Here is a 26,754-nt window from a genome sequence, read left to right as displayed (position 1 = left end):
TTTTCAGTCATCCGCCGACTGCGCGAAGAGGGAACATCGATCGTCTACATCTCGCACCGGCTGAACGAGATCATCGACCTTGCCGACCGCATCGTCGTTTTGCGCGACGGTCGGCTGGTCGACGATTCGCCGGCAGCCGGTGCCAGCGAACAGACCATTGCCAAGCTCATGGTCGGCCGCGACATAGCCGACCTGTTCACGCGCGAGACGTGGCGGGCGGGACAACTGTTGCTGGACGTGGCGGGCCTGAGCACCGACCGCGTCAGCGATGTCAGCCTCAGGGTTCGCCGAGGCGAGGTGCTCGGCATCGCCGGCCTCATGGGTGCGGGCCGATCCGAACTGGCAAAGGCGATTGTCGGCTATGACCGCCGCCTCGCTGGAACCATAGTCATGAATGGCGTGTCGGTTCTCGCCAACAGTCCGCATGCGGCAATCGTCGCCGGCATTGGCTTTGCTCCGGAAGACCGCAAGCACGAGGCGCTGCTCCTTTTTAGAAGCATTCTCGACAACGCGGCACTTTGCGTGCCCGACAAGACGTCGAGCTTCGGCTTCTTCAACCGGCGCAAGGCGCTGGAGATTGTCTCGCCGCTGGCAGCCAAGATGTCGATCAAGGCTCCCAATCTCGACGAAGAGGTTTCAAAGCTGTCGGGCGGCAACCAGCAGAAAGTCGTTCTGGCGCGCTGGCTTGCCCGGCAGCCGATGCTGCTCATCCTGGACGAACCGACCCGCGGCATCGACATCGGCGCCAAGGCGGAAATCTATCGGCTGATCGATGAACTCGCGGCAAGCGGGATCGGCATCATCCTGATCTCTTCGGAAATGCCGGAACTCATCGGCCTCGCCGACAGGGTTCTGGTCATGGCGGGAGGCCGCATCACCGCCGAATTGTCCCGGCCCGACATCGACGAGGCGACGATCCTCAAACACGCCATGCCGCAATCGGCACCAGCGCTCGGAGACCACATCCAATGAACAGCCTCGAGCTTCGCGCCTCGAAAGCGCAGACCGGCGCCAGGGGGGCTTCCTCGCGCCTAGTGGAGCGCCTCGGCGTTCACAACATCAGCCTGCTGGTCGCGCTCGCCATTCTCGTCGTCATCTTCGGTTCGCTGCGCGGCGATGTGTTTTTCTCCAGCCGAAACCTGCTCAACATCGGTCTCGGCATCACCATCCTCGGCGTGTTGGCGATGAGCCAGACCGTTGTCATTGTCGCCGGCGGCCTCGATATCGCCGTCGGCGCCACTGTCGGCCTGACCACCGTATCGACTGCAATGGCCATCCAGGCGACCGGGTCGCCCTCGGCGGGCATCGTTGCCGGCCTGGTGCTTGGCGGTCTTGCCGGTCTCGTCAACGGCATCATCATCACCTACGGACGGGTCAATGCGGTCATTGCCACGCTCGGCACCATGGCTATTTTTCGGGGTATCGCCTTCATCATGTCCGATGGCCAGTCGATCGCCATCTTCAGCGACACGTTCCGGTTCATAGGCATCGGGCGGATCCTCGGCCTGCCGCTGCTGATCTGGATTCTTGTTCTGACTGCGATCGTGTTCCATCTCTTCCTGGCGCGCTCGATCGTCGGCCGCAACATCTATGCGCTCGGCGGCAATCCCGTTGTCGCCCGCTTCTCCGGCATCAACATCAACCGCTACCGCGTCGGCATCTACATCATGAGTGGCGTTGCCGCCGGTCTGGCCGGGATCCTGCTGGCTGCCCGCACCGGCTCGGGGCAGCCTGTATCCGGATCGCAGGGCCTGGAACTCGAGGCCATTACAGCGGCGGTGCTGGGTGGCTGCGCCTTGCAGGGCGGCAAGGGAACGATTGTCGGCGCGCTGCTCGGCGTCGCCATCATTGGCGTGCTCAACAACGGAATGATACTGACGTCGGTACCAACCTTTTATCAATTGCTTGCAAAAGGCTCGCTGCTGATCCTTGCTGTGGTGATTGCCGAGTACCACTTGAACAGGACATGACGATGGACGCGGCGACCGCTTCGACTGGTCAAGGCAAGCAGGATCCGTCCGCCGGGGATGGCGCCACGTCATCCCTGAAGGATCGTATCGCCCGCGATCTCGGACAGCGCATTCTCGCCGGCACCTATGCACAGCACGCGCTGCTGCCGACCGAGGCTGAACTGTGTGTCATCTACGGCGCCAGCCGCACAGCGCTTCGCGATGCGCTGCTGACGCTTTCGGCCAAGGGATTGATCGAGGCGCGCAAGCGGGCAGGCACCCGCGTGCGTGTGTCGAGCGAATGGAACAGGCTGGATGCGCAGGTTCTCGAATGGATGCGCGATATCGAGCCCGATCTCGATTTTGTTCGCGGCTTGATCGAGGCGCGGCTGGTCATCGAGCCAGCTGCCGCGCAGCTTGCGGCAAAGATGGCGACCTCGGGCGATCTCGCTGTGATCGAAGCCGCCTATGAGGCCATGCGGATAGCGCCGGAGGATGACCTCGCCGCCTGTCTCGACGCCGACGTCCGCTTTCATACCGCCATCCTGCGCGCCAGCCGCAACCCGGTTTTCGCCAATCTCGGCAACATGCTTGCCGCGGCGCTGAGCTTCTCCTTCCGATTGACCACATCGGCCACCGCCAATTACCAGCAGACGCTGAGCGCGCATGGCGACGTGCTGGAGGCCATCCGCATGCGTAGGGTCGACGACGCGCATGACCAGATGAAAGCGCTGATCGGCATCGCGTCGAATGACCTTCTCGCTGTCGCCCGCAAGGGTCGCCATCAACAGCCGGCCGCCGCTGCCAAGGCCGATACCTCCTGAATGATCGAGACCATTGAAATTCGAAGCGGCGACCTGTCCGCCGAGATTGTTCCTTCGCTTGGGGCAGGTCTGGCGCGGTTCGACCATGGCCGCGTGCCGCTGTTCAGGCCATGGCCGGAGCACGGGAGTTCGAACCCCTTCGATCTCGCCTGCAATTTGCTCCTGCCATGGTCAAATCGCATCTCGAGCGGTGGCTTCACCTTCGACGCCAATTTTCACGAACTGCTTCCCAACCTTGCCGGCGAGCCGTTTCCCATTCACGGCAATGGATTTTCAAAAGCATGGGATGTCGACAGCCTGACGCCGGACCATGCCAGGCTGTCGCTGACCAGCGGGGGACCCGGCCCGTACCGGTACCGCGCGGAGGTGAGCTACGCGCTGACTGGACAGGCGCTCGAACTGCTGCTTCAAATCGTCAACCGCGCGACGGTCAGGCTTCCGTTCGGGCTTGGCGTTCATCCATGGTTGCCCAGAACCTCACGGACAACGCTTCACGCCCCGGCGTCACAGGTCTGCCTCGAACGGCCCGACCATCTTCCCGACGGGTTCGTGGATGTCAAAACCCGTCCCGATTGGGATTTCGGCACGCCGACTGCCTTGCCGGTCGGATGGATAAACAATGCCTTCGCCGGCTGGGACGGCGTCGCTTCCATATGTTGGCCGGAGCAAAATTGCGGCCTCAGGATCGAAGCGTCGCCGCCTTTGAACTTCTACCAGGTCTATTCGCCATCGCAGGCGAGCGACTTCTTCTGTTTCGAGCCGATAAGTCATGTCGTCGATGCTCACAACCGCGGCTCGATCGACAAATGGAATGGATTGACGGTGCTTGGCCCTGGCGAGAGCCTGGTGGCAGGTTGCAGCTTCCGTGTCTCGTCTTTGCCTATACCGAAGTAAAGGCAACAGCGGCCGCCCGGCTGGCCGTGGCGGCGCGCTGCTTCTGGCGCTGTTGCGGCGGGATCGCCTGGCGCCGCCGCTGGTGTTCGGACATTGATATGGGACGGCCGCCCGTTGCTCGGCGACCGTCATATTCTTCGCGCTGCGGGTTGAGTCGAACCGGTGACTCAAACTTTCAGCCATGATTCATCCCGTTGACGCCGAAACTACGCCGCCTGAACGATCTCGACCAGTTCAACATCGAACACCAGGTCCTTACCGGCCAACGGATGATTGCCGTCGAGCTTGACGCTGGAGTCGTCCGCGCCGACGACCGTTACAGGCATGGGGCGCCCGTCGCCGGTTCTAACCTGCAATCGAGTGCCGACATCGACGTTGATGTTGTCTGGCACCTTGGCGCGATCGATGGTCATGACCGCTTCAGGGCGGTGTGGCCCATAGCCGGCCTCGGCGGGAACTTTGACGGTGCTTTTCGCACCCACCTCCATGCCCTCGACCTGGGTTTCAAGGCCAGGGATCAGTTGCCCTTCACCCAGCGTGAATTGCAGCGGTTCGCTGCCGGAAGCATCGAATTGAGTGCCGTCGGCCAGACGTCCAGTATAGTTGATGCGCACGGTGTCGCCATTCTTGGCCTGTGTCATAGCAGTCATCCTTTCGGAAGTTTTTGATGGGGCCGGCCAGAGCTCACGGTCCCGTTCTCGATCATCCACGCACGAAGGTGCACGGTGCGAAGCTTTAAAACTAGGTACTCGGCTGCAGATGTAAAGCGCTAGAGCTGCCGACTGGCTTCCCCATGCGTCGCCTTCATTCGCGTGCTGCCTGTGCGATGATACTGCCGGCGATCTTCAGCCCGCAATGTCAACGTGCATTCGGCCTCAATGCGCCATAGCCCGCTTTTCGAGCTTCCGCGCGTACTGCGTCAGCGGAAAGCACATGACGAAGAAGATCAGCGCCACCAGCCCGTAGACCTTGAACGGTTCGAAGGTGGCGTTGTTGATGGCGTTGGAGGTGCGCACCAGTTCCTCGAAGCCGATGATCGAGGTCAGCGCCGTCGATTTGATGAGCTGCACCAGGAAACCGACTGTCGGCGCGCGGGTGATCGAAAACGCCTGCGGCAGGATGATCAGCCTGAGTTCCTGCAGGTAGTGCAGGCCGAGGCTGGCGCCGGCGTCCCATTGGCCTAGCGGCAGGGCGGCGACGCCGGAGCGCCAGATTTCGGCGAGATAGGCGCTGGCGAAGAAGGTCAGGCCGAGCACCGCCGCCGTCCATGGCTCGATGCGCAGGCCCAGCATCGGCAGACCGAAGAACATCAGGAACAGCTGCATCAAAAGCGGCGTCCCCTGGAACAGGGCGATATAGCCGGAGGCGACGCGCCGGCTCCACTTATTCTTCGCGATCCTGAAGAGCAGCACGACCAGGCCGACGATGCCGCCGCCGATGAAGGCCGCCAGCGATAGCAGCACCGTCCAGCGGGCGGCGAGCAGCAGGTTGCGCACGATGTCCCAGAAGGTGAATTCGATCATGACACGCCGGCCCCCAGGATGCGGCGTCCACCTGACACCAGCAGCCGGCGCAATGCCATCGACATCAAGAGATAAACCAAGGTCACGACCAGATAGGTCTCGAAGGAACGGAAGGTGCGCGCCTGCAGCATGTCGGCCTCGTAGGTCAGCTCGCGCACTGCGATCTGCGACACGACGGCGGACTCCAGCATCATGATGACGATTTGGCTGGTCAGCGCCGGAAAGATCACTTTGAGCGCCTGGGGCAGCACGATCTTGATGAACACCTGACGTGGCCGCAGCCCAAGTGCCAGGGCTGCTTCCGTCTGTCCGCCAGGCACGGCGTCAAGCCCGGCGCCGACGATCTCGATGGTGTAGGCCGCCATGTTGAGCGTCATCGCCAGGATGGCGGCCAGCACCGGATCGAGCCTGATGCCAAGGCTGGGCAGGCCGAAGAAGATGAAGAACAGCTGCACCAGGAACGGCGTGTTGCGGATGATCTCGACATACCAGGCGATGGCCCGCTTGAGCAGCACCGGGCCGTTGCGGCGCCCCGCGGCACCCAGGATGCTGAGGAACGTTCCCGCCAGCGTGGTCACGGCGATCAACAGGATCGTCGTGGCCGCGCCGCGCGCTATATCGCCGACGGCACCTGGAAGCCAGGCAAAGGCCACGGAAACTCAATCCTTGAGATTGTCGGGATTGAGCGGCGTCTTCAGCCAGGCTTTCGAGCTTTCGTCGAGCTTGCCGTCCGCCAGCATCTTGGCAACGGCATCGTTGACCGCCTTCTTCAGGCTGTCCTCATTCTTGTTGAGACCGATATGGGAGGGCGAGGTCAGGAGCTGGAACTTCTGCTCGGGCTTCAGCGCGTCCTGCTTGGCCAGCACCTGCGCGCCGACATCGTTGCCGACGACCATCAATTGCGTCTGGCCCGAGATGAAGGCCTGGATCACCGAATTGTAGTTGTCGAAGCGCTTGATGTCGGCCGACGCCGGCGCTGCCTCGGTGAGCGAGGTGTCTTCCAGCGTGCCGCGGTTGACGGCGATCGACTTGTCGGCAAGGTCTTCCTTGCCCTTGACCGAAAGTGCCGCCGGACCGATGACGGCGATGTAGTAGGGCGCGTAGGCGACAGCGAAGTCGATCACCTGCTCGCGCTCCTTCGAATAGCCGACGCTCATCAAGAGGTCGACGCGATGGTCGTTCAGATACGGGATGCGGTTCTGGCCGGTGACGGCGACAGGATTGAGCTTCACCTTGAGCGTATCGGCAATGTATTGCGCGACATCCATGTCATAGCCCTTGAGGCTCATATCGGCGCTGGCCGAGGAGAAGGGCGGGAAATCGGCGAAGACGCCGACATTGATGGCGCCGGCCTTGGTGATATCTGCCAGCGCATCGGCGCTGGCGGCCTGCGTGGCGAATGAGAGACCAGCGGTGCTGAGCACGAGCATGGCGGCAATGGATGCAAATGTCTTTCGGATCGTCATTTTTATTCCCCTCTGGAAGCTTTGTTTGTTTGGGTCGGCCGCCGGCTCCAGTACGGCGGCCGCCTTTGCTTTCTGAACGTCAGGTTCCCTTGCCGGTAACAGCCGGGCTGAACACCATCAGGCTCAGGATCTCGAACAGCACCTGTGCGCCGGCATGCGCCGTGTTGGTGGTGGCGTCGTATTGCGGCGCCACCTCGACGACATCGCCGCCGACGATGTTGAGGCCCTTGAGGCCGCGCAGCAATTCAAGCACTTCGCGCGTCGTCAGCCCGCCGACTTCCGGCGTGCCGGTGCCGGGCGCGAAGGCCGGATCGACGCTATCGATGTCGAAGGAAATGTAGGTCGGCCCGTCGCCGACGATCTTGCGCGCCTTCTCGATGATGGCGGGAATGCCGAGACCGGTCACCTCCTCGGCATGGACCACCGTCATGCCGGACTCATAGGTGAACTCCCACAGATATTCGGCCGAGCCGCGAATGCCGATCTGGATCGTGCGCGTCGGATCGAGCACGCCATCGAGCACGGCGTTGCGGAACGGCCCGCCATGGTGGAATTTGGTCATGTCGAACAGACCACTGGTGTCGCAATGGGCATCGATGTGGATCAGCCCGACCGGAGCCTTCTTGCCGACGGCCTTCAGGATCGGATGGCTGATCGAATGGTCGCCGCCCACAGACAATGGAATGACGCCGGCATCGACGATCTGGTTGGTGCGGTGCTCGATGTCTTCATGGCTGACCTCCAGCCGGTAGCGGCTGCGAAACGGCGTATCGCCGATATCGGCGACCCTGAGCTCATGCGTCGGCGCGCATTCCAGCACGTGATTGTAGGGGCCGATGCGCTCGATGGCGCGCAGCGCCCTTGGCCCGAAGCGCGCGCCCGGCCGGTTGGTGACGCCGAGATCCATCGGCACGCCGATCATCGCCACCTGCAAATCGCCGAAATCCGGATTGTCGGCTGCTATTTCGCGGTAAGGTGCGGCGAGGAAGGTCGGGATGCCGGAATAGGGCGCCAGCCGCGTGCCGCTCTTGGAAAAGATCTTGTCGGCGACCTTGCGGAACTTCGGGTCGAACATTTCGCCGCCATGGCTTTCACCATACTTGCGACGCAACGCATCGAGTTTGCCGCGATCGAATCCCATATCCGCTCCTCCTGCCGGGCTGATGCAGTGCGACCGTTGGCGATGCCTGGCGAGCCGACCGTCATCCGGGCGGGTCGCTGTCGCGCTGGCTGCCTGCAGATTTCACGTCTTGAAGCTGTTCCGGGCTCAAGTGTCTGGCAGCCCCATTGAAAAATCAAATGATAATGTTAGCGTGTTCTCTGTGAGAAAATCTCACAATAAACTGTGCGCACGATCTCATCCGAAAACCGGCCTCCACTTTTCGGGATCGTGCTTCAATGGATGCTCATGGGCAATCGGCTGCCGCCTCTCAATCCGCTGCGTGCCTTCGAGGCAACGGCCCGCCATGGCTCGCTGACCAAGGCGGCGAGTGAACTGAATGTCACGCATGGCGCGATCAGCCACCAGATCAAGGCACTCGAGCAGTCGCTCGGCGTCAAGCTGTTCGAGCGGGTCGGTCAGCGGGTCAAACTGACGCCGCATGGCGCCGAACTTTTGCCGGCGGTCTCGACGGCCTTCGACAGCATCGCGACCGCCACCCAGCGCATGACAAGGCCGGCGAGCAGCGGCACACTTTCGGTCTCCTGCGTGCCGGCGCTGCTGTTGCTGTGGATGACACCGCGGCTCGGCAGTTTCATGGCGCAATATCCCGACATAAGTCTGACGCTTATTCCCTCCAACGACCCCAGGGATTTGCGGGCGCCGAACATCGACGTCTGCGTGCATTATGGCGACGGCAGCTGGGCCGATTGCTGGATGCGCAAATGGTCGGGCCTCGAGCTGTTTCCCGTGGTCAGCCCGACCTTGATCAACAACCGTCCGATCCGCAGCGTCAGGGATCTCGCCGACCATGTCTTCCTGCATGGCGACGATGGCCGCGAATGGCACACATGGCTGGCGGCCGCCGATGCGCTGGACCTGGAGCGAGGCCGCCGCCATCATCTTGGCGATGCACGCATGGCGACCGAGGCGGCGGTGCATGGCCATGGCGTGGCGCTGGGCGATTCCGTGACGGCGAGCGCGCTGCTGGCCAGGGGTATGCTGGTCGCGCCGTTCAGCCTGTCGGTGCCGGCGGTCGACGACTTTTATGTCGTCTGTCGCAACGAAATGAGGGCGACGCCGATCGTGCAGGTGTTCATCGATTGGCTGTTTGCCGAGAAGGCCGGGGATGACGGCCGCGCCGACGCGCCGGTGGCCGGCCGCATCGTCAGCCGCCGCAAGCGTCCGGCGCTCAGGGTCATCGGTGCCAAAACCGGAACCTGACAGCGGCTTGCGGTGGCCATCGGTGGGCTTCCGCCTCCACAGGGCTCTCTTTTTGTCGGGCCAGCCTGAAACCGGGCAGCGTTCTGGCGAATTCGATGCTATGAGGCCTGTCGCGGTTGTGGATTGCAGGCAGCAAAGGCGGTGTTGAAACATGGCTAAGACCGATATTGCGCGGCGGGTCTACAACCACACTTGGAAGCTCGATCCGATCGTGCGCAGCCTGCTCGACACGGATTTCTACAAGCTTTTGATGCTGCAGATGATCTGGGGCATGTACCCCAAGGTCGAGACCACCTTCTCGCTGATCAACCGCACCACTTCGGTTCGCCTCGCGGACGTGATCGATGAGGGCGAATTGCGCGAACAGCTCGATCATGCCCGCACGTTGCGCTTCTCCAAGAAGGAAATGATCTGGCTTGCCGGTAACAATTTCTACGGCCGCAAGCAGATCTTCGAGCCGGAGTTTCTCGCCTGGCTCGAAGGTTTCCGGCTGCCCGAATACGAGCTGTCGAAGCGGGACAGGCAATATGAACTGACCTTCAACGGGCCGTGGATGTACACCACTCTGTGGGAGATCCCGGCGCTGGCGATCATCAACGAACTCCGATCTCGCGCCGCCATGCGGGCGTTCGGGCCATTCGCGCTCGATGTGCTCTATGCCCGCGCCAAGGCCAAGATGTGGGCCAAGACCGAGCGGCTGAAAGCGCTGCCCGGGATTCGCATCTCAGACTTCGGCACGCGCCGGCGGCATTCCTTCCTGTGGCAGCGCTGGTGCGTCGAAGCGCTGAAGGAAGGTATCGGCGAGGCGTTCACCGGCACCTCCAACGTGCTTCTGGCGATGGACAACGACCTCGAAGCGCTCGGCACCAACGCGCATGAACTGCCGATGGTATTCGCGGCGCTGGCCAATTCCGAAAAAGAGCTGAAACAGTCGCCCTACAAGGTGCTGCAGGACTGGCAGCGCTACTATGGCGGCAATCTGCTGATCGTGCTGCCCGACGCCTTCGGCACCGCGTCGTTCCTGCGCGACGCACCGGACTGGGTGGCCGACTGGACCGGTTTCCGTCCCGACAGCGCCCCGCCTATCGAGGGCGGCGAGAAGATCCTGTCGTGGTGGCGCGACAAGGGCAAGGATCCCCGCCAGAAGCTGCTGATCTTCTCCGATGGGCTCGAGGTCGAGACAATCGAGGAGACCTACCGCCACTTCAAAGGCAAGGTGCGCATGTCCTTCGGCTGGGGCACCAATTTGACCAATGATTTCGAAGGCTGCGCGCCGACCGAAACCAACAGCCTCGACGCCATATCGCTGGTCTGCAAGGTCACCGAGGCCAATGGCAGGCCGGCGGTCAAGCTCTCCGACAATCCGGCCAAGGCGACCGGAGATGAGAAAGAGATCGAGCGGTATCTGCGGATTTTCGGGGAGAAGGACCGCGTGGAACAACTGGTCAAGGTGTGAGAAACCGCGAAGGATCTAGCATCGCCGGCAAAGATGAAATCTCGGATAGGTTGAGTTCCCGCCCACCCCCCTCTGTCCTGCCGGACATCTCCCCCGCAAGGGGGGAGATTGGCCGCTTCGACCAGTCCGCCTTTTTCTCCGATGCTGGAAATTGGCGAAAGGCTGGGCGACATCCGATCTCCCCCCTTGCGGGGGAGATGGCCGGCAGGCCAGAGGGGGGTGTGAAGGATCGCTGCGGCGAAGGTTGTCGCCTCTTAAAGACAAGCTTCATCTGCTTATCTGCATCTCTCCCCACCCCCGCCTTCGCGCACGCCTCCGACCGTGGCCATGTCCTGCTCCTGCCGACGGGCTACTACCTGGTCGGCGGCGCGTTCGCCGTTGCCGTCAGTTTCCTCGTGCTGGCGCTGCTGCCGGTGGATTGGCTCGATCGTTTCTGGCGCCGGCGCCTGCCGCTATTCACCTTCGGCGACAGCGTCCGCACTGCCGTCAGCCTGATATCCTTTGCCGGCTTTGCACTCCTGATCGCCGCCGGATTTTCCGGCAGCCGCGACCCGCTCTCCAACCCGTTGCCGCTGGTGATCTGGACATTGCTGTGGGCCGGCGTCGCGCTGTTGCAAGGCGTCTTCGGCGATCTCTGGTCATGGCTCAACCCGTGGTACGGGCCATGGCGCCTGGTCTCGCGCCTGTTGGGCGGGGACGACGAGGGAAGGTGGCAATACCCTCGATGGCTTGGCTACTGGTCGGCAGTGATACTGTTCTTCGCCTTTGCCTGGTTCGAACTCATCGATCCGGCGCCTGACGATCCGGTGCGGCTGGCCTCAGCCGCGGGCCTTTACTGGCTGCTCACCTTCCTTGCGATGCTGGTATTCGGCTATCGTGCCTGGAGCCGCAGCGGCGAATTCCTGACGGTCTTCTTCTCGATGGTGGCGCGCTTCGCGATTGTAGAGCGCGATGAGAACGGCCGGCTTGGCCTGTGCTGGCCGGGCGCCAAATTGCTCGCGGCCGAGCCATTGCCGACGAGCGGCATCGCCTTCCTGCTGCTGGCCCTGTCGTCGGTATCGTTCGACGGCTTGTCCAAGACGTTCTTCTGGCTTGGCCTGTTCGGCATCAATCCGCTCGAATTTCCCGGCCGCACCGCGGTGATCGGCAGCGGCACGTTCGGGTTGGTGCTGACATTCGTGCTGCTGGCGGCGGTGTTCCTGCTTGCCGTCCGGCTCGGCCAGCGTCTCGCCGGCAGCGATCATACCCTCGGCCAGGCGGCTGGCCTGCTGGTCTGGTCGATCGTGCCGATCGCGCTCGCCTATCATGTCGCTCATTATCTGACAGCGCTGCTCGTCGACGGCCAATATGCGCTTGCGGCACTTTCCGATCCGTTCGCGCTGGGCTGGAACCTGTTCGGCACCGCCGACATGCAGATCGAGGCCGGCATCGTTGCCGGGGCGGACTCGGCGTGGTGGCTGTGGAATGTACAGGCCGGCACCATCATATCAGGCCATGTGCTCGCCGTCCTGGTCGCCCACGGCTTCGCCTGGCGCCTGCACCTGCAGCCTTCCCGCGCCGCGCTCAGCCAGTTCCCGCTTACCTTGCTGATGATCGCCTACACCGTCTTCGGCCTCTGGTTGCTTGCCACGCCGACCGCCGGATGAGAAAACGGCGGCCTCGATATCGTCGGGGAAGCTCGCTTGCCACATCAAGGCTTTGGTGATTTAGTTTGTACACATGCAATTTTTCGCGTCCTCTGAGAGAGGGTGCCTAAGCCGCCTTATCGTTGGTCAAGACTGAAAAACAGGGGAACGAACATGGCTGACAAGAATGGATTTTTCGACCTCTCCAAGACTGCGCTCACCCGCCGTACGGCGCTGAAGGGTCTGGCTGCCACCGCCGGCCTGGTCACCGCCCCCGGCTTCGTACGCTATTCCCAGGCGCAGAGTTCGGCGCCGATCAAGATCGGCTTCCAGTCGCACCGCACCGGCATCGGCGCTGCCTATGGCCGCTGGTACGAGAAGACCACGGCTGCCGCGGTCAAGGCGATCAACGCTGCCGGCGGCATCAATGGCCGCCAGGTCGAGGTGATCATCGAGGATGACGGCACCGATCCCGGCCGTGGCGCCGAGGTGGTCGGCAAGTTCGCCACGCATCACAAGACCGACATCGTCTTCGGCACGCTGTTCTCGCACGTCGTCATCGGTTCGGCGCCGGCTGCCGGCGAAGCCAAGATCCCGTATTTCGTCGTCAGCGAAGGCCATCATGTCGCCTCGACCAAGCTGAACCGGTATGTCTTCCAGCCTGGGATCACCGATGTGAAGAGCCAGATCCAGGCAATGGCGCCGTGGATTGCAGGCAATGTCGGCAAGAAGGTCACCATGATCTTCCCGGATTTCGCCTTCGGCTACGACCATCGCGACTACCTGCCGCCGGCGCTGAAGGCGCAAGGCGCCGACGTCATCGCCCAGATCGCCATCCCGCCGACGGAATCCTCCTTCACCAAGTACTTCCCGCAGATCCCGGCCGAGACCGAGGTGCTCTATCACGTCATGGTCGGGCCGGCGGTGCTCACCTTCGTCAAGGAACTCGGCGAATTCTACGGCTCCAACCGGCCGCAATTGTTCGGTTTCATCGATTCGCTCGAAGCCACCGACATCAACAGCCCCGGCCTCGAATTCCTCGATGGCAGCCATTTCTGGGAAGGCTCGCCGCGCTATGCGCAGCCAGACGATTCCGAGGCGCAAAAGGCCTACCGCGCCGCCGTCGGCATCGACGACAATGGTGCCGCCGTCGGCGACCCAAAGGACGTCTCGACCGCGGCCCATATGTTCGGCTGCTGGGAGACGCTCTACGTCGTCAAGAAAGCGATGGAAGACGCCGGCTACAAGGGACCGGAAGACCGAGCCAAGCTGGTCGAGGCGACCGAGGCGCTGACCGAATTCGCCGAAGGACCCGAGCACCCGCAGGGACCCAAAACTTTCAATGGCAAGATCCACCAGTGCTTCGGCATCCAGAACATCTCCAAGGTCGAGGGCGGCAAGCTGAAAGTCGTGCACAAGACTAAGATCGAGGACGGGCTTTACGAGGCCGAGGGGGATTATACGACGCAGGCGCTGTGAGCTTATCTCAGCCAGCGTGAGCGCCAAGCCACCCCCCTCTGTCCTGCCGGACATCTCCCCCTCAAGGGGGGAGATTGGCAGTTTTTGCGAAGGTGATTGCCTACCGGCCTCGGCGATTACCGAAAGCGGTGGTGACAGCCAATCTCCCCCCTTGAGGGGGAGATGCCCGGCAGGGCAGAGGGGGGTGCGCCTCGCGCCTACCCTAGGCGTGTAACCGATGCACTTCGGTCCTCACCTCCTCCTCGCCGCCCTCGAAGGCCTCGTCACCTCCGCCGTGCTGGCGCTGACTGCGCTTGGTTTGTCGCTGGTGTTCGGCGTCATGCGCGTCGTCAATGTCGCGCATGGCGAGTTCTTCATGCTGGGTGCCGTGCTCGCCTGGGCGATCACCACGGCGATCGGCGGCCACCCGGCACTCGGCTTCCTGGCTGCATTGGTGATTGCGCCGCTGATCGTCGGCGCTATCGCGCTGGTCGCCGAACGCTTGGTGCTGCGCCGGCTCAACTACAATCCGGAAGCCACCATCGTTGCCACCATCGGCATGCTCTACATCATCCAGCAGTTGGCGCTGACCTTCTACGGTCCGGAGGCGCGGCCGGTAGAGCCGCCGTTCAGCTACCGCATCCTTTTGCCATGGTTCGGCTATTCCGGCTACAAGCTGTCCATTATCGCCGCTTCCGCGCTACTTCTGGTCGCGACATGGCTGGTGCTGACGCGGACCAAGATCGGCCTCATCATGCGCGCCACGCAGTATGACAGCGAGACGGCGCAGGCCTTCGGCATTCCCGTCGGTCGCGTCTATGGCGGCGTCTTCGCGCTCGGCGCCATGCTGGCGGCCGTTGCCGCGGTGCTGATCGTGCCGATCAGCCAGGCGCATTATCTGATGGGACAGGACCCGCTGCTGCTGTCCTTCATCGTCGTCATCATCGGTGGCCTCGGCTCGCTGCGCGGAACCGTCGTCGCCGCCGTGCTGATCGGCCTGTCCGACGGCATCATCTCGATGTTCTTCTCGCCGACGCTGGCCAAGATCATCGCCACGCTGCTGGTGGCCATGGTGCTGGTGTTCCGCCCGCAAGGCCTGTTCGGGACGGCGTCGCGATGAGCGAAGCTTCGCCGGCAAAAGCCTATGCCCTGCATCTCGGCGTCATCGCCCTGCTCTTCGTGCTGAGCTTCCTGCTGCCGGACTATTATCACGGCCTGCTCGCTCGCATCATGGTGCTGGCGGTCTTTGCCATGGGCTACAACATGCTGTTCGGCTATGTCGGCCTGCTCAGCCTCGGCCACGCCATGTTCTTTGCCGCCGGGCTCTATGGCGCCGGCCTTGCCGTCATCCATCTCGGCTGGAGCGTGCCACTGGCCTTCCTTGGCGGGATCGCCTGCGGGGCAGTGCTGGCGCTGGCGATAGGCCTGTTGGCGCTGCGCACCACGGGTGTCGCCTTTATGATCGTCACCATGATGTTCGCCCAGGTCTTCTACCTCCTCATTCTCTACTTCGCGACATGGACCGGTGGCGACCAGGGCATGGTCGTGCCGCAACCGGCACGGGTGCTTGCTTTCGGCTCGAGATCGCTCGATCTCACCAATCCGACCGGGCGCTATATGACGGCGCTGGCGCTGTTCTCGCTCGTGCTGCTTGTCACATTGGCGATCGTCCGCTCCAGATATGGCCGCGTGCTGGTCGCCATCCGCGAGAACGAGGAGCGGACGAAGATGCTCGGCTACGACACGTTCTCCAACAAACTCGCCGCGGTCGTCATCTCCGGCACTATCTGCGCTGCTTCGGGCGCCGCCTATGCCCTGCTGTTCGGCTATGTCGGGTCGAGCTTCGCTTCGGTGCAGTATTCGATCCTGCCGCTGCTCTGGGTGCTGCTCGGGGGTGCGGCCACGACACTCGGGCCGCTGATCGGCACGCTGTTCATGTATTATGTCATCGACATCACCAGCGGCTACACCTCGGCCTATCTGCTGATCGTCGGCATCGCCCTGATCCTGCTGGTGCTGTTTTTCCCCATGGGCATTCTGGGCAGCATCCGGCAGCGCTGGCTCGGATGGCTGCCATGATGCCGCTTTTGACCACCAAGGGCCTGTCGCGGAACTTCGGCGGCCTGCGTGCCGTCGACGGCGTCGATTTCGAGCTGATGCCGGGCGAAATCCGCGCCGTCATCGGCCCGAACGGGGCGGGGAAGACCACTTTCGTCAGCCTGGTCAGCGGCCGCATCCAGCCATCTTCCGGCATGATAATCTTCGACGGTGCCGACATCACCAGCGAGCCGGCCTATATCAGGGTTCGCCAGGGCATCGCCTACACGTTCCAGATCACCAGCGTCTTTGCCAATCTTTCCGCCTACGACAATGTCGCGCTGCCGGTGCAGCGGACCCTGAGCGATGACCGCTCGAAGGGTGCGGTGCGGGCAGGCGTCATGGCGGCGCTCGAACGCACGGGGCTGGCCGATCGTGCCCACATGCCGACCGGGCAGTTGTCCTATGGCCACCAGCGCCTACTGGAAGTGGCGATGGGCCTGGCACTGAAGCCGCGCCTGCTGATCCTCGATGAACCGACGCAAGGCCTTGCCGACAGTGAGATCGACAATTTCATTGAGCTGGTGCGCGAGATCGCCAAAAACGCCACCGTGCTTTTGATCGAGCACAACATGCCTGTCGTCATGCAACTGGCCGACCGCATCACCGTCTTCAACGCCGGCAGGATTCTCGCCGAAGGCACGCCGGAAGCGATCCGCGAGAATGCGGCGGTGCAGGAAGCCTATCTGGGGACGGCCCCATGACGGAGACGAAGTCCGAAGCATTGGCAATCGCGGGGCTCGACTGCTTCTATGGCGAGGTCCAGGTGCTCTATGGACTAGACCTGGTGCTGAACAAGGGCGAGGTGCTGTGCCTGTTCGGCCGCAACGGCGCCGGCAAGACGACGACGCTCAAGGCCATCATGGGGCTGGTCCCATCAAGCGCCGGCTCGATCAGGCTCGATGGCAAGGAATTGACCGGACTGCCGGCGCACGAGGTGCCCAAGGCCGGGGTCGCCTATGTGCCGCAGGGAAGGCGGCTGTTCGCCGAGATGACGGTGGCCGAAAACCTCGAGATCGGCCTGATGGCGCGTGGCAAGGGCAAGGCCGTGCGGGAAAACGTCCTCGACCTTTTTCCATTGCTGCGCCAGCGGCTGAGGCAACGCTCCGGTACGCTGTCCGGCGGCGAACAGCAGATGCTGGCGATGGCGCGTGCGCTGTGCCTCGAACCACAGGTACTGCTGCTCGACGAGCCGACCGAAGGGCTGATGCCGTCGATGATCGCCAAGATCCGCGAGACGGTGTCGCAATTGCGCGAGATGGGCGTCTCGACCATTCTGGTCGAACAGCGTGTCGACGCGGTGCTTTCGGTCGCCGACCGCGTTGCCTTCATCGAAAACGGCCGCAATCGCGAGACGGTCGATGTCGCAGAGCTGCGCGCCGACCCGTCGGCGGTGCGACGCTATGTCGGTGTCGGGTGATCAGCCGAAAAACAGAAAACCCGCGATCAGGAATGTCGGGATCAGTACCAGGCCGGACCATGCCATATAGCCGAAAAAGCCCGGCATCTTCACGCCTCGATGTCGGGCTATGGCGTAGACCATGAAGTTCGGCGCATTGCCGATATAGGTGTTCGCGCCCATGAACACCGCGCCGGCCGAGATCGCCGCCAGAGTCGAGGCGAATTCCGTCATCAGGTGCCGTGGGTCGCCGCCGGCAAGCTCGAAGAACACCAGATAGGTCGGTGCATTGTCGAGGAAGGACGACAGCGCGCCGGTCAGCCAGAAATAGGCGAGGTCGTCGGGCGTGCCCGAGGACGAAGTGACGAGGGCGACCAGGGGCGCCAGCGCGCCGTCATGTCCGGCTCTCAAGATGGCGACGACCGGCACGATGCATATGAAGATGCCGGCAAACAGCTTTGCGACTTCCGCGATCGGTCCCCAATTAAAGCCGTTCGCCTCGCGGTGGCTCTTGCGCGAGACGGCGAGCGAAAGGAAGGCGAGCGCCAGGATGGTGGCGTCGCGCACCAGGTTCTGCAGCTCGAGACTCACCCCGAGGGCGGAAAAGCTCACGCCCGGCTTCCAGGCCGCCGACAGCAGGATGGCACCGATCACGCCGGCCAGCAGTGGAAGATTGGCCAGGCCGCGCAGACGCACCTCCGTATCCGGTGTCGGATCCTTGATCTTTGGCGCGCCAGCCTCGCGCCGGTGCAGGACGATATCGATGCCTAGGAAGACGGCCAGCACGAGACCGCCGACGAACAGCGTTTCGCGATAGAGATTGGCAGTCGTCCAGAAGAAGTCGACACCGCGCAGGAAGCCGATGAACAGTGGCGGGTCGCCCAAAGGCGTCAGCGAACCGCCGATGTTGGAGACCAGGAAGATGAAGAAGATCACGACATGGGCGTTGAACGGCCTGGCGTCGTTGGCGCGCAGGATCGGCCGGATCAGGATCATCGAGGCGCCGGTCGTGCCGATGACCGAGGCGAGCAGTGCACCGACCAGCAACAGCCCGGCATTGACCAGCGGCGTCCCATGAATGTTGCCGGCGACCAGAATGCCGCCTGAAATGGTGAACAGTGCAAACAGCAGGATGATGAACGACATGTATTCGGTAAGCAGCGCATGCAACACCGCCTCGGTCGCCGAGGGGACGCCGAAGGCAAGGGCCAGCGGCACGATCACCAGCGCCGCCCACAGGCCCGCGATCTTGCCGTAGTGATGCTCCCAGGCATGAGGGAACAGCAGCGGGCCGGTGGCGATCGACAAAAGCAGTCCGGTGAAGGGCAGCGCCCACCACAGCGACATCGCGGCACCGGGCAGGCCGTGGTCTTCGGCAGCAAAAGCCATTCCAGGAAATAGTATTGCGAAAACCGCTATAATGCATGCCGCCCAGGCATTCACGGGATAGAGGCGGATAGCGCATGAGAAAGGCCCCCTCATCCGACCGCTGCGCGGCCACCTTCTCCCCGCCGGGGAGAAGAGGCAGGCGTCGGCGCCAGCGAACTCCTCTCCCCTTGGGGAGAGGTCGGATTGCCCCGAATTACCCTTCGTAATTCGGTTGGCAATCCGGGTGAGGGGGCTCTTTCCCAAGGATCCGTTCAGTCCGACAAGGGGTCTTCGAGCGTCACCCCGGCGTCGCGCATGCGGTGCAGCATTGTATCGAGCGAACCGTTGAGATCGATGCCACGGCAGGCATCGAGCCTGACGGTGGTCTTGAAACCCTGGCTGACGGCGTCCAGCGCCGAGAAGGCGACGCAGAAATCGGTCGCCAGCCCGACCAGGGTCAGCGTGCCGATGCCGCGTTCCCGGAGATAGCCGCCAAGACCGGTTTGTGTCTTGCGGTCATTCTCGAAAAAGGCCGAATAGCTGTCGATATCGGGCCGAAATCCCTTGCGGATGACGAGTTCGGCCTTGGTCCAGGCAAGGCCGGAATGGAAATCAGAGCCCAGGCTGCCCTGGATGCAATGGTCGGGCCACAGCGTCTGCTGGCCATAGGGCATTTCGATCATTGTAAAAGGCTGCGCGCCCGGATGGCTGGAAGCAAAGCTGGAATGGCCGGCGGGGTGCCAGTCCTGCGTCAGCACGACGTGATCGGCATGCCGGATCAGGTCGTTGACCAGCGGCACGATCTCGTCGCCGCCGGCAACCGCCAGCGCGCCGCCCGGACAAAAATCGTTTTGCAGGTCGATGACGACAAGCGCTTCGTCGGCCATGGGCTTTCCTCTTCCGTATGCAGGCTCCAGTGGAAAATGCCGCTGACGCGACCGGACGCAGAAACTTGACCAGAAGGGCCGCGGCGTCAACCTCTCAAGGTATAAGAAATGCTTGCCGATCGAGTGGTCGCAAACTCCGGCTTTGACAATTCCTGCCGTCTTGATATCATTTGCATACGAATGAATTCCCCCGGTTGCCGATGCCGGAAGGATCTTTCGAAATACCGGTTCTGGAAGACCTCTGTTCTGGAAGGCAAGGCGTGATCCGTTACGCGAAACCCACCTCGGTCGACGAAGCGCTCGCTTTGCTTGGCGAGGGCGCCTGGCGCATTCTTGCCGGCGGCACCGATTTTTATCCGGCGCAGGGCAGCAAACCGTTCCGGGACGATGTCCTCGACATCAACGGCCTGGCGGCGCTGCGCGGCATTGCAGAGACGGGCAGCCATTTCGTCATCGGCGCGCGTACGACCTGGACCGATATCATTCGCCATCCCTTGCCGCCGGCCTTCGATGCGCTGAAACAGGCGGCGCGAGAGGTCGGCTCGGCGCAGATCCAGAATGTCGCCTCCGTCGCCGGCAACCTCTGCAACGCGTCGCCTGCCGCCGATGGTGTGCCGGCTTTGATGGTTCTCGATGCCGAGGTCGAGCTGCGTTCCGTGGCTGCGACACGCCGTCTGCCGCTGCACGATTTCATTCTCGGCAACCGCCGCACGGCTTTGCTTCCAGGCGAGATGGTGACGGCCATTCGCGTGCCGAAAGGCGCTACCACTGGCACGTCGGCTTTCGTCAAGCTCGGCGCGCGGCGCTACCTTGTGATCTCCATCGCCATGGTGGCAGCGCGTCTGGTCGTCGACAACGGCACGGTTACGGATGCCGCGGTCGCCGCTGGCTCCTGTTCGGTGGTGGCCAAGCGGCTTGTTGGCGTCGAGGCTGCCTTGCGCGGGCTCCCGTCGGACGACGGACTCGCCGATGCGATCCTGTCCGCCCCGATGGGCGAACTGTCGCCGATCGCCGATGTGCGCGGCAGTGCCGAGTACCGGATCGATGCGGTGCGCGAGATCGTGGCCCGCGCCGTGCTTGCGGCTGTGGGATGGACGACCGGCGACGAGGTGGCGGCGTGAGCCAAGTTCAGCCTGAAATGAATGAAGCCCTGCCCGATCTGGGCAACGTCCTGCCTGGCTTCGGTGCTGCACGGGCCGATATCGCCTTCGAGGTCAATGGCGACGCGATCTCGGTCAACGTACCGCCGCTGCGCCGGCTGTCCTCGGTGTTGCGCGACGAACTGCTGCTGACCGGCACCAAGGTCGGCTGCGATGCCGGCGATTGCGGTGCCTGCACGGTGCTGGTCGACGGCGATCCCGTCTGCGCCTGCCTGATGTCGGTTGCGTCCGCTGCCGGAACGTCGGTTACAACCGTTGAAGGCCTCGCCAACGGCCGGCTGTCGGCGCTGCAAGCCTCGTTCCTTGCCCACGGCGCGGCGCAGTGCGGCATCTGCACGCCAGCGCTGCTGGTCGCGGCAACGGCATTGCTGGACAAGCAGCCTAACCCGACCGAGACCGAGGTGCAGGACGCGCTGGGCGGGATTCTGTGCCGCTGCACCGGCTACCGGAAGATCATCGCGGCGGTCATGGATGCCTCCCTTCAGGCAGCAAGCCTCGATTTCCGCTTGCCTCAATCCGGCCAAGCGATCGGCTCCTCCCCTATCAGGCTCGACGGCGTGCCAAAAGTTACCGGCGGTGAGAAATTCGGCGGCGATTCTTTCCCTGCCGACGCGCTGGCCGTGCTGGTGGTCCGCTCGCCGCATTATCACGCTGGCTTCACCTTCGGTGACCTCGACGGCTGGGCGAAGGCACACCCCGGCATCGCCGGTGTCTTCACGGCTGCCGACATTCCCGGCAAGAACTGTTTCGGCGTCATCGGGCCGTTCGCCGACCAGCCGGCGTTGGCCGAAGAGTTTGCTCGCCTGCGCGGCGAGGCGGTAGCTCTCGTTGCCGGCGAGCGCGAGGCGATCCTCGATCTAGACATGTCGGATTTTCCGGTTCGCTGGACCGAATTGCCGCATCTTCTGCAGCCGTGCGAAGCGAGAGCCGGCGGTGCCAAGCTCATTCATGACAACCGGCTGGCAAACCTGCTTACTGCCGGCTTCGTCGAACGCGGTGACCCCGAGGCGGCTCTCGCCGGCGCGGCCTTCATCGTTTCCGGCGCCATCGACACCTCCTATGTCGAGCACGCCTATATCGAACCGGAAGCCGGCTATGCGTATCTGGACGGCGATACGCTGGTGGTCGTCGCCTGCACCCAGGCGCCTTATATGGACCGCGACGAGACGGCGAAGGTGCTCGGCCTTGCCGTCGACAAGGTGCGCATCGTGCCGACGGCGACGGGCGGCGGTTTCGGCTCGAAACTCGATGTCTCGCTGCAGCCGCTGATCGGTCTTGTAGCGCTGAAGACGGGGCGGCCGGCGGCACTCGCCTACACCCGCACCGAATCGATGATTTCGACCACCAAGCGCCATCCAGCCGAGATGAAAGCGACCATCGGCGCCGATGCCGATGGTCATGTCACCGGCATGATCTTCGAAGGCGATTTCAACACCGGCGCCTATGCAAGCTGGGGGCCGACGGTCGCCAACCGCGTCCCGGTGCATGCGTCCGGACCCTATGCGACGCCGAACTATCGGGCCGAGGGTCGGGCCATTCACACGCATGGGCCGATTTCGGGCGCCTTCCGCGGCTTCGGTGTGCCGCAGGCGACGATCATGCAGGAGACGCTCTATGACGAGCTGGCCGGCAAGCTCGGCATGGATAGGCTCGACTTTCGGCTGAGAAACTGCCTTCGGAACGGGTCCGAAACGGTTACCGGGCAGCGGCTGGACTCAGGCGTCGGCATCGCCGAATGCCTCGAATCGCTGCGGCCGCATTGGGCACGCGCGAAAGCCGACGCGGATGCGTTCAACAGTGCCAACAGGGATAGAAGGCGCGGCGTTGGCATCGCGTCCTGCTGGTACGGCTGCGGCAACACTTCGCTGCCCAATCCGTCGACCATTCGCGTCGGCATCGCTGCAGACGGCGCGGTCATCCTGCACCAGGGCGCCATCGATATCGGCCAAGGCTCGAACACGGTCATCACCCAGATCTGCGCCGACGCGCTCGGCTTGCCGTTGGAAAAATTCCAGCTGAAGAGCGGCGATACGGCTATCACTCCCGATGCCGGCAAGACATCGGCCTCGCGCCAGACCTTCGTCACCGGCAAGGCGGCAGAGAAGGCCGGCCGCGCCTTGCGCGAAAAGATCCTGCGTTTCGCCAATGTGTCCGAAAAGGCATCGCTGCAACTCGACGGCCCGGCGATCGCTATCCGCGAAGGTGAAGCCACTCGCCGTATCGAACTCGCCTCGCTCGACGTGGATGCCGAAGGCTTCGTCTTCCGTGCCGAGGAGACCTACGACCCGCCGACGCTGCCGCTCGACGCCAAGGGCCAGGGCAAGCCCTATGCGGTCTATGGCTATGGCGCGCAGATCGCGGAACTCGAGGTCGACCTCAAGCTCGGCACGGTGAAGCTGATCAAGATCACCGCCGCGCACGATGTCGGCAAGGCGATCAACCCGCTGTTGGTCGAAGGCCAGATCGAGGGCGGCATCGCGCAAGGCATCGGCATGGCGCTGATGGAGGAGTATATTCCCGGCCGCACCGAGAATCTGCACGACTATCTGATCCCGACCATCGGCGACGTGCCGCCGATCGAGACCATCCTGATAGAAGTTCCGGATCCGGAAGGACCCTTTGGCGCCAAGGGGTTGGGTGAGCATGTGCTGATCCCGACGGCGCCGGCGATCCTCAATGCCATCCGCCACGCCACCGGCGTGCTAGTCACCAAGGTTCCTGCGACGCCGACGCGTATCCGCGCCGCCATTAGCGAAAAGGAGGCACGCCGATGAGCGAGCTTGCCGAACGCTTCGAAACCCACGATCCCGGCGAGAAGCTGGTGGCGGAAAAGATCCGCTGCGATGCCTGTCCGGTGATGTGCTACATCGCCGATGGCCGCACCGGCGCCTGCGACCGTTACGGCAATGTCGGCGGCAAGATCGTGCGGATGGACCCGCTGACCATTCTCGATCATGCGGCGGAAACCGGGGCCGCAATCGTGCCGTTCGTCGCCGAGGGCGAGGCGTGGGACGGCGAACTGATCAACACCGGCCGCCGCTTCGTCACTGCCATCGGTGCCGGCACGACCTACCCCGACTACAAGCCGGCGCCGTTCATCGTCAGCCAGGAGGTCGAGGGGGTCGATCTCGTCACGGTCGTCACCGAGGGCATCTTCTCCTATTGTGGCGTCAAGGTGAAGATCGACACCGACCGTCATATCGGACCCGAAACGGCTGTGGTGCGGTCGCAAGGCGAAGCGATCGGCCATGTCACGACAGGCGAATATGGCTCTCAGATGCTGTCGCTTGGCGGCGTGCATCATCTGACCGGCGGCTCCAAGGCTGAAGGCCGCGCCACCTGCGACGCGCTGCTCAATCTGTGCAACCGTAGGCCGGTCGAACTCGCCATCGACGGCGGCGCCACCATCATCGTCGAAGCCGGCAAACCGCCCGTCATCGACGGCAAGCAGGAACACCGCATGCGTGTCGGGTGCGGCTCGGCCACCATCGGCATGTTCGCCACGCAATGGCGCGGCCTGGTCGACGAGGTGGTGGTGGTCGACGACCACATCACCGGCGTCGTCTCGGAGCATCAGGCCGGCAAGGTGCTGGGCTGGCAGGACACCGGCATAAAAATCATCGGCCGCCGCTCGACGCCAGGCCGCTATTTCAAGGTTTCCGAACCCGGCCTCGGCTGGGGCGGCACCAGCATATCCGACCCGCTGTCGATCCTCGGCGAATGGAATGCCAAGAAGGGCGCGCGGCCGGGCCTGTCGCTGCTGATGGTTTCGACCACCGGCGAGCAGTTCGCCTATTACGAGCTCGACGACGAGCTGAAGCCGGTGCAGAAGCCATTTCCCGAACGGCTGCAGAAATCGGTCGAACTGATCGAGGACAATTGCGAGCCGGCGCTGTGTACCGTGCTGTTCATCGGCGGCGCCGGTGGTTCGCTGCGCGCCGGCGTCACCGAAAACCCGGTCAACCTGACCCGTTCCGTGCAGGGCTTGACTACCTATGTCACGGTCGGCGGCGCGCCGGTCTATGTCTGGCCGGGCGGCGGCATCACGCTGATGGTCGATGTCACGCGGGTGCCGGAGGGCGCCTTCGGCTATGTGCCGACACCCGCACTTGTTGCGCCGATCGAATTCACCCTGCGCCGTGACGATTATGTCAGGCTCGGCGGTTACGAGACCGAGATCCGTAGCGTCGAGGACATCGTTGCTAGGGGTGGCGAATACCTCAATCCGCGACGCGGCACCGATGCGCCGGCCAGCAATCCATGGCCGCCGCTGGCGCAATTGCGCCGCGCTGTGTCGAACGGGGCTGGGTGATGGAAGGCCCGCAAGTACATTGGCTGCGGGACGGCAAGCGGCTGCATCTCAACCACGGGCCGATCGACCTTATCGTCGAAGCCTTTGGCGAGGCGGGCGAATGCCGTCTGGCCTATGAGCAAGCCGTAGCACGATTCCAGACCATTCTGCCCGAGCTGGTGGAGGAATTGCCCGAACTGCGCCGCCCAGCCGCGTTGCGGGCTCGCGCTTTCGTCGGTCCGACAGCGCGGCGCATGGAAGCGGCTGTGGTGCCGTTGGCCGAAAGCTTCATCACGCCGATGGCCGCCGTCGCCGGCTCGGTAGCCGACGAAATGCTTGATGCGCTGCTTGTCGGACGCAGGCTCGACCGTGCCTATGTCAACAATGGCGGCGACAGTGCGATCCATCTTGGTGCCGGCCGGTCGATGACACTTGCCATTGCCCGCACCGGGCACGGCCTCGCCGACCGCATCGTCGTCCATGTCGAGGATGGTGTGCGCGGCGTTGCCACCAGCGGCTGGCGCGGACGTTCGTTTTCGTTGGGCATTGCCGATGCGGTGACCGTGCTGGCGCGCACTGGAGCAGAAGCCGATGCCGCCGCGACGCTGATCGCCAACGCCGTCGACTTGGCCAATCATCAGGCTATCCGGCGTGTGCCGGCGCGCGATCTGGCGCCGGACAGCGACCTTGGCGACAGGCTTGTCACGCAAGAGGTCGGCCGGCTTTCTCCAGCGGAGATCGCCATGGCGCTGGACAGCGGCCTTGCCGTCGCCGAAGATTTCCGCCGCAGGGGCTTGATCGCCGCATCGGCGCTCTTCCTTGCCGGCCAGACCCGCATCGGTGGTTCCATGGCGCTTGCCGCGCCCAACAAAAGTCCAGGGAAGGAAGTTGCCCATGCCTGAGTTTCCGATCCGCAAGATCGCGGTTCTGACCGAGGAGATCTTTCACGAGGGCGGGCCGGTCGCGAAAGTGCCGCGTCGCCGCGCCGCCGCCATGGCGCTGGTGAAGAACCCGTTCGCCGGGCGCTACGTCGAGGATTTGCAGAGCGCCATGGATGATCTGAAGCCGCTCGGCCTGCTGCTCGCCGACCGGCTGATCGCCGCACTCGGCGGCGATGTCAAACAGATCGACGGTTACGGCAAGGGCGCCATTGTCGGCACATCGGGCGAACTCGAGCACGGCGCGCTCTGGCATGTGCCCGGCGGCTACGCCATGCGCGAACGGCTCGGCGACGCCAAGGCGATCGTGCCGTCGGCGAAGAAGGTCGGCGCTTTCGGTTCAAGGCTCGACGTGCCGCTCGGCCACATCAACGCCGCCTATGTGCGCAGCCATTTCGACGCCATGGAAGTCGGCATCAGTGACGGGCCGCGCCCCGACGAGATCCTGTTTTGCCTCGCCATGACCTGCGGCCCGCGCGTGCACGACCGCATGGGCGGCCTGGCCGCCAAGGATATCAAGGCCTGGGACGGGCTGCGGTGAGTGCTGAGGAAAATCTGCTGAAGCTGGTCGAGTCCGACGAGCCTGACGACCAGGATTACCATTTGCAGGAGCAGGTCGGCTTCATCCTGCGCAAGGCGCATCAGCGCCATGTCTCGATCTTTGCCGCGCATATCGGCGACCTGACGCCGCCGCAATTCGCGGCGCTCGCCAAGCTGCGCGACGTCGGCGAGACCTCGCAGAACCAGCTCGGCACGCTGATCGCCATGGATGCGGCGACGGTGAAGGGTGTCATCGACCGGCTGAAGGCGCGCGGTCTGGTCGAGCTTTCCAAGCATGAGGTCGACAAGCGACGGCTGCTGGTCAACCTGACCGCGGAAGGCCGCGACGCCATCGAGCGCCTGATCCCGCTGGCCCGTGAGATCACAAGGGAAACACTGGCGCCGCTCTCGGCCAAGGAGATCGCCACCTTCATGAAACTGCTGGCGAAGCTGGCGTAGGCGGATCTGCCGGGCGCAAAAGCACCCGGCAGGAAGT

25 protein-coding genes are annotated in these 26,754 nt (G+C 63.5%); 18 read left to right on the top strand and 7 right to left on the bottom strand.

What is annotated here, in order from left to right; all coding sequences use genetic code 11:
- The first annotated feature begins 168 nt into the window (after positions 1 to 168).
- From NKI20_RS33700 to NKI20_RS10245, 4 genes are read left to right on the top strand one after another with little or no spacing between them, the layout of a single operon-like run.
- Positions 169 to 972, top strand: a complete 804-nt coding sequence (locus NKI20_RS33700; protein WP_502898072.1) for an ATP-binding cassette domain-containing protein — start codon at positions 169 to 171, stop codon at positions 970 to 972.
- Entirely contained in the window at positions 969 to 1,970 is a 1,002-nt protein-coding gene (locus NKI20_RS10255) for an ABC transporter permease (protein WP_352601678.1), read from the top strand. Before NKI20_RS33700 ends, NKI20_RS10255 begins: the two co-directional genes overlap by 4 nt.
- A 2-nt stretch (positions 1,971 to 1,972) precedes the next feature.
- Positions 1,973 to 2,773: a FadR/GntR family transcriptional regulator gene (locus NKI20_RS10250; RefSeq protein WP_352830235.1), complete on the top strand. Its 801-nt coding sequence runs from the start codon at positions 1,973 to 1,975 to the stop codon at positions 2,771 to 2,773.
- Positions 2,774 to 3,667: an aldose 1-epimerase gene (locus tag NKI20_RS10245; protein ID WP_352601682.1), complete on the top strand. Its 894-nt coding sequence runs from the start codon at positions 2,774 to 2,776 to the stop codon at positions 3,665 to 3,667. It begins immediately after the preceding gene.
- A 206-nt stretch (positions 3,668 to 3,873) separates the two neighbouring features.
- On the opposite strand, the gene NKI20_RS10240 is transcribed toward NKI20_RS10245, so the two are convergent.
- The 5 genes from NKI20_RS10240 to speB all read right to left on the bottom strand — a co-directional run bounded on the left by NKI20_RS10240 (position 3,874) and on the right by speB (position 7,797).
- Positions 3,874 to 4,308 carry an FKBP-type peptidyl-prolyl cis-trans isomerase gene (locus NKI20_RS10240; protein WP_352601684.1) on the bottom strand — a complete coding sequence of 145 codons (435 nt, stop codon included), beginning with the start codon at positions 4,306 to 4,308 and terminating at the stop codon, positions 3,874 to 3,876.
- A 234-nt stretch (positions 4,309 to 4,542) separates the two neighbouring features.
- On the bottom strand, positions 4,543 to 5,190 hold the full coding sequence (locus NKI20_RS10235) for an amino acid ABC transporter permease (RefSeq protein ID WP_352830232.1): 648 nt from the start codon (positions 5,188 to 5,190) through the stop codon (positions 4,543 to 4,545).
- On the bottom strand, positions 5,187 to 5,843 hold the full coding sequence (locus NKI20_RS10230) for an amino acid ABC transporter permease (RefSeq protein WP_352830230.1): 657 nt from the start codon (positions 5,841 to 5,843) through the stop codon (positions 5,187 to 5,189). The genes NKI20_RS10235 and NKI20_RS10230 overlap by 4 nt, the downstream gene beginning before the upstream one ends.
- 6 nt (positions 5,844 to 5,849) lie before the next feature.
- Positions 5,850 to 6,656, bottom strand: a complete 807-nt coding sequence (locus tag NKI20_RS10225; protein ID WP_352830228.1) for a transporter substrate-binding domain-containing protein — start codon at positions 6,654 to 6,656, stop codon at positions 5,850 to 5,852.
- A 79-nt stretch (positions 6,657 to 6,735) separates the two neighbouring features.
- Positions 6,736 to 7,797, bottom strand: coding sequence for an agmatinase (gene speB / locus NKI20_RS10220; protein WP_352830225.1), 1,062 nt, complete (start codon positions 7,795 to 7,797; stop codon positions 6,736 to 6,738).
- A 267-nt stretch (positions 7,798 to 8,064) separates the two neighbouring features.
- Between speB and gcvA the strand changes: the two genes are divergently transcribed.
- The 8 genes from gcvA to NKI20_RS10180 all read left to right on the top strand — a co-directional run bounded on the left by gcvA (position 8,065) and on the right by NKI20_RS10180 (position 17,095).
- Positions 8,065 to 9,039, top strand: a complete 975-nt coding sequence (gcvA, locus tag NKI20_RS10215; protein WP_352601694.1) for a transcriptional regulator GcvA — start codon at positions 8,065 to 8,067, stop codon at positions 9,037 to 9,039.
- Positions 9,040 to 9,190: 151 nt separating this feature from the next.
- A complete protein-coding gene (gene pncB, locus NKI20_RS10210; RefSeq protein ID WP_352830221.1) occupies positions 9,191 to 10,495 on the top strand; it encodes a nicotinate phosphoribosyltransferase in 1,305 nt (434 codons plus the stop codon).
- A 197-nt stretch (positions 10,496 to 10,692) separates the two neighbouring features.
- Positions 10,693 to 12,141 carry a hypothetical protein gene (locus NKI20_RS10205; RefSeq protein ID WP_352830218.1) on the top strand — a complete coding sequence of 483 codons (1,449 nt, stop codon included), beginning with the start codon at positions 10,693 to 10,695 and terminating at the stop codon, positions 12,139 to 12,141.
- Between the two features lie 153 nt (positions 12,142 to 12,294).
- Positions 12,295 to 13,599 carry an ABC transporter substrate-binding protein gene (locus tag NKI20_RS10200; protein ID WP_352830214.1) on the top strand — a complete coding sequence of 435 codons (1,305 nt, stop codon included), beginning with the start codon at positions 12,295 to 12,297 and terminating at the stop codon, positions 13,597 to 13,599.
- A 217-nt stretch (positions 13,600 to 13,816) separates the two neighbouring features.
- Entirely contained in the window at positions 13,817 to 14,698 is an 882-nt protein-coding gene (locus NKI20_RS10195) for a branched-chain amino acid ABC transporter permease (protein ID WP_023761411.1), read from the top strand.
- On the top strand, positions 14,695 to 15,657 hold the full coding sequence (locus NKI20_RS10190) for a branched-chain amino acid ABC transporter permease (protein WP_352830211.1): 963 nt from the start codon (positions 14,695 to 14,697) through the stop codon (positions 15,655 to 15,657). The genes NKI20_RS10195 and NKI20_RS10190 overlap by 4 nt, the downstream gene beginning before the upstream one ends.
- Positions 15,654 to 16,379 carry an ABC transporter ATP-binding protein gene (locus NKI20_RS10185; RefSeq protein ID WP_352830208.1) on the top strand — a complete coding sequence of 242 codons (726 nt, stop codon included), beginning with the start codon at positions 15,654 to 15,656 and terminating at the stop codon, positions 16,377 to 16,379. The genes NKI20_RS10190 and NKI20_RS10185 overlap by 4 nt, the downstream gene beginning before the upstream one ends.
- Positions 16,376 to 17,095 (top strand): ABC transporter ATP-binding protein, encoded by a 720-nt coding sequence (locus NKI20_RS10180; protein ID WP_352728340.1) that lies wholly within the window; start codon positions 16,376 to 16,378, stop codon positions 17,093 to 17,095. The genes NKI20_RS10185 and NKI20_RS10180 overlap by 4 nt, the downstream gene beginning before the upstream one ends.
- Here the strand turns inward: NKI20_RS10180 and NKI20_RS10175 are convergent, their stop codons facing one another.
- Entirely contained in the window at positions 17,096 to 18,463 is a 1,368-nt protein-coding gene (locus NKI20_RS10175; RefSeq protein ID WP_352830205.1) for a sodium:proton antiporter, read from the bottom strand.
- A gap of 251 nt (positions 18,464 to 18,714) precedes the next feature.
- Positions 18,715 to 19,329: a bifunctional nicotinamidase/pyrazinamidase gene (pncA, locus tag NKI20_RS10170; protein ID WP_352728337.1), complete on the bottom strand. Its 615-nt coding sequence runs from the start codon at positions 19,327 to 19,329 to the stop codon at positions 18,715 to 18,717.
- 260 nt (positions 19,330 to 19,589) lie between these two features.
- On the opposite strand from pncA, the gene NKI20_RS10165 reads away from it, so the two are divergent.
- The 6 genes from NKI20_RS10165 to NKI20_RS10140 are packed head-to-tail and all read left to right on the top strand — an operon-like array spanning position 19,590 to position 26,717.
- Positions 19,590 to 20,450, top strand: a complete 861-nt coding sequence (locus NKI20_RS10165) for an FAD binding domain-containing protein (RefSeq protein WP_352830203.1) — start codon at positions 19,590 to 19,592, stop codon at positions 20,448 to 20,450.
- Positions 20,451 to 20,467: 17 nt separating this feature from the next.
- Complete coding sequence (locus NKI20_RS10160; RefSeq protein ID WP_352830290.1) at positions 20,468 to 23,263, top strand: molybdopterin-dependent oxidoreductase; 2,796 nt, start codon at positions 20,468 to 20,470, stop codon at positions 23,261 to 23,263.
- Positions 23,260 to 24,801 (top strand): 6-hydroxynicotinate reductase, encoded by a 1,542-nt coding sequence (locus tag NKI20_RS10155; RefSeq protein WP_352830201.1) that lies wholly within the window; start codon positions 23,260 to 23,262, stop codon positions 24,799 to 24,801. Before NKI20_RS10160 ends, NKI20_RS10155 begins: the two co-directional genes overlap by 4 nt.
- On the top strand, positions 24,801 to 25,682 hold the full coding sequence (locus NKI20_RS10150; RefSeq protein WP_352830287.1) for a UPF0280 family protein: 882 nt from the start codon (positions 24,801 to 24,803) through the stop codon (positions 25,680 to 25,682). Before NKI20_RS10155 ends, NKI20_RS10150 begins: the two co-directional genes overlap by 1 nt.
- On the top strand, positions 25,675 to 26,259 hold the full coding sequence (locus NKI20_RS10145) for an amino acid synthesis family protein (protein ID WP_352830198.1): 585 nt from the start codon (positions 25,675 to 25,677) through the stop codon (positions 26,257 to 26,259). Before NKI20_RS10150 ends, NKI20_RS10145 begins: the two co-directional genes overlap by 8 nt.
- Positions 26,256 to 26,717, top strand: a complete 462-nt coding sequence (locus NKI20_RS10140) for a MarR family winged helix-turn-helix transcriptional regulator (protein WP_352830195.1) — start codon at positions 26,256 to 26,258, stop codon at positions 26,715 to 26,717. Before NKI20_RS10145 ends, NKI20_RS10140 begins: the two co-directional genes overlap by 4 nt.
- Positions 26,718 to 26,754 lie beyond the last annotated feature (37 nt).

The organism is Mesorhizobium sp. M0830 (assembly GCF_040319965.1).
In the GTDB taxonomy this organism is placed as follows: Bacteria; Pseudomonadota; Alphaproteobacteria; order Rhizobiales; family Rhizobiaceae; genus Mesorhizobium.
Note: the sequence above shows the minus strand (reverse complement) of the source record. Positions and strands in the feature narration are given on the sequence as shown.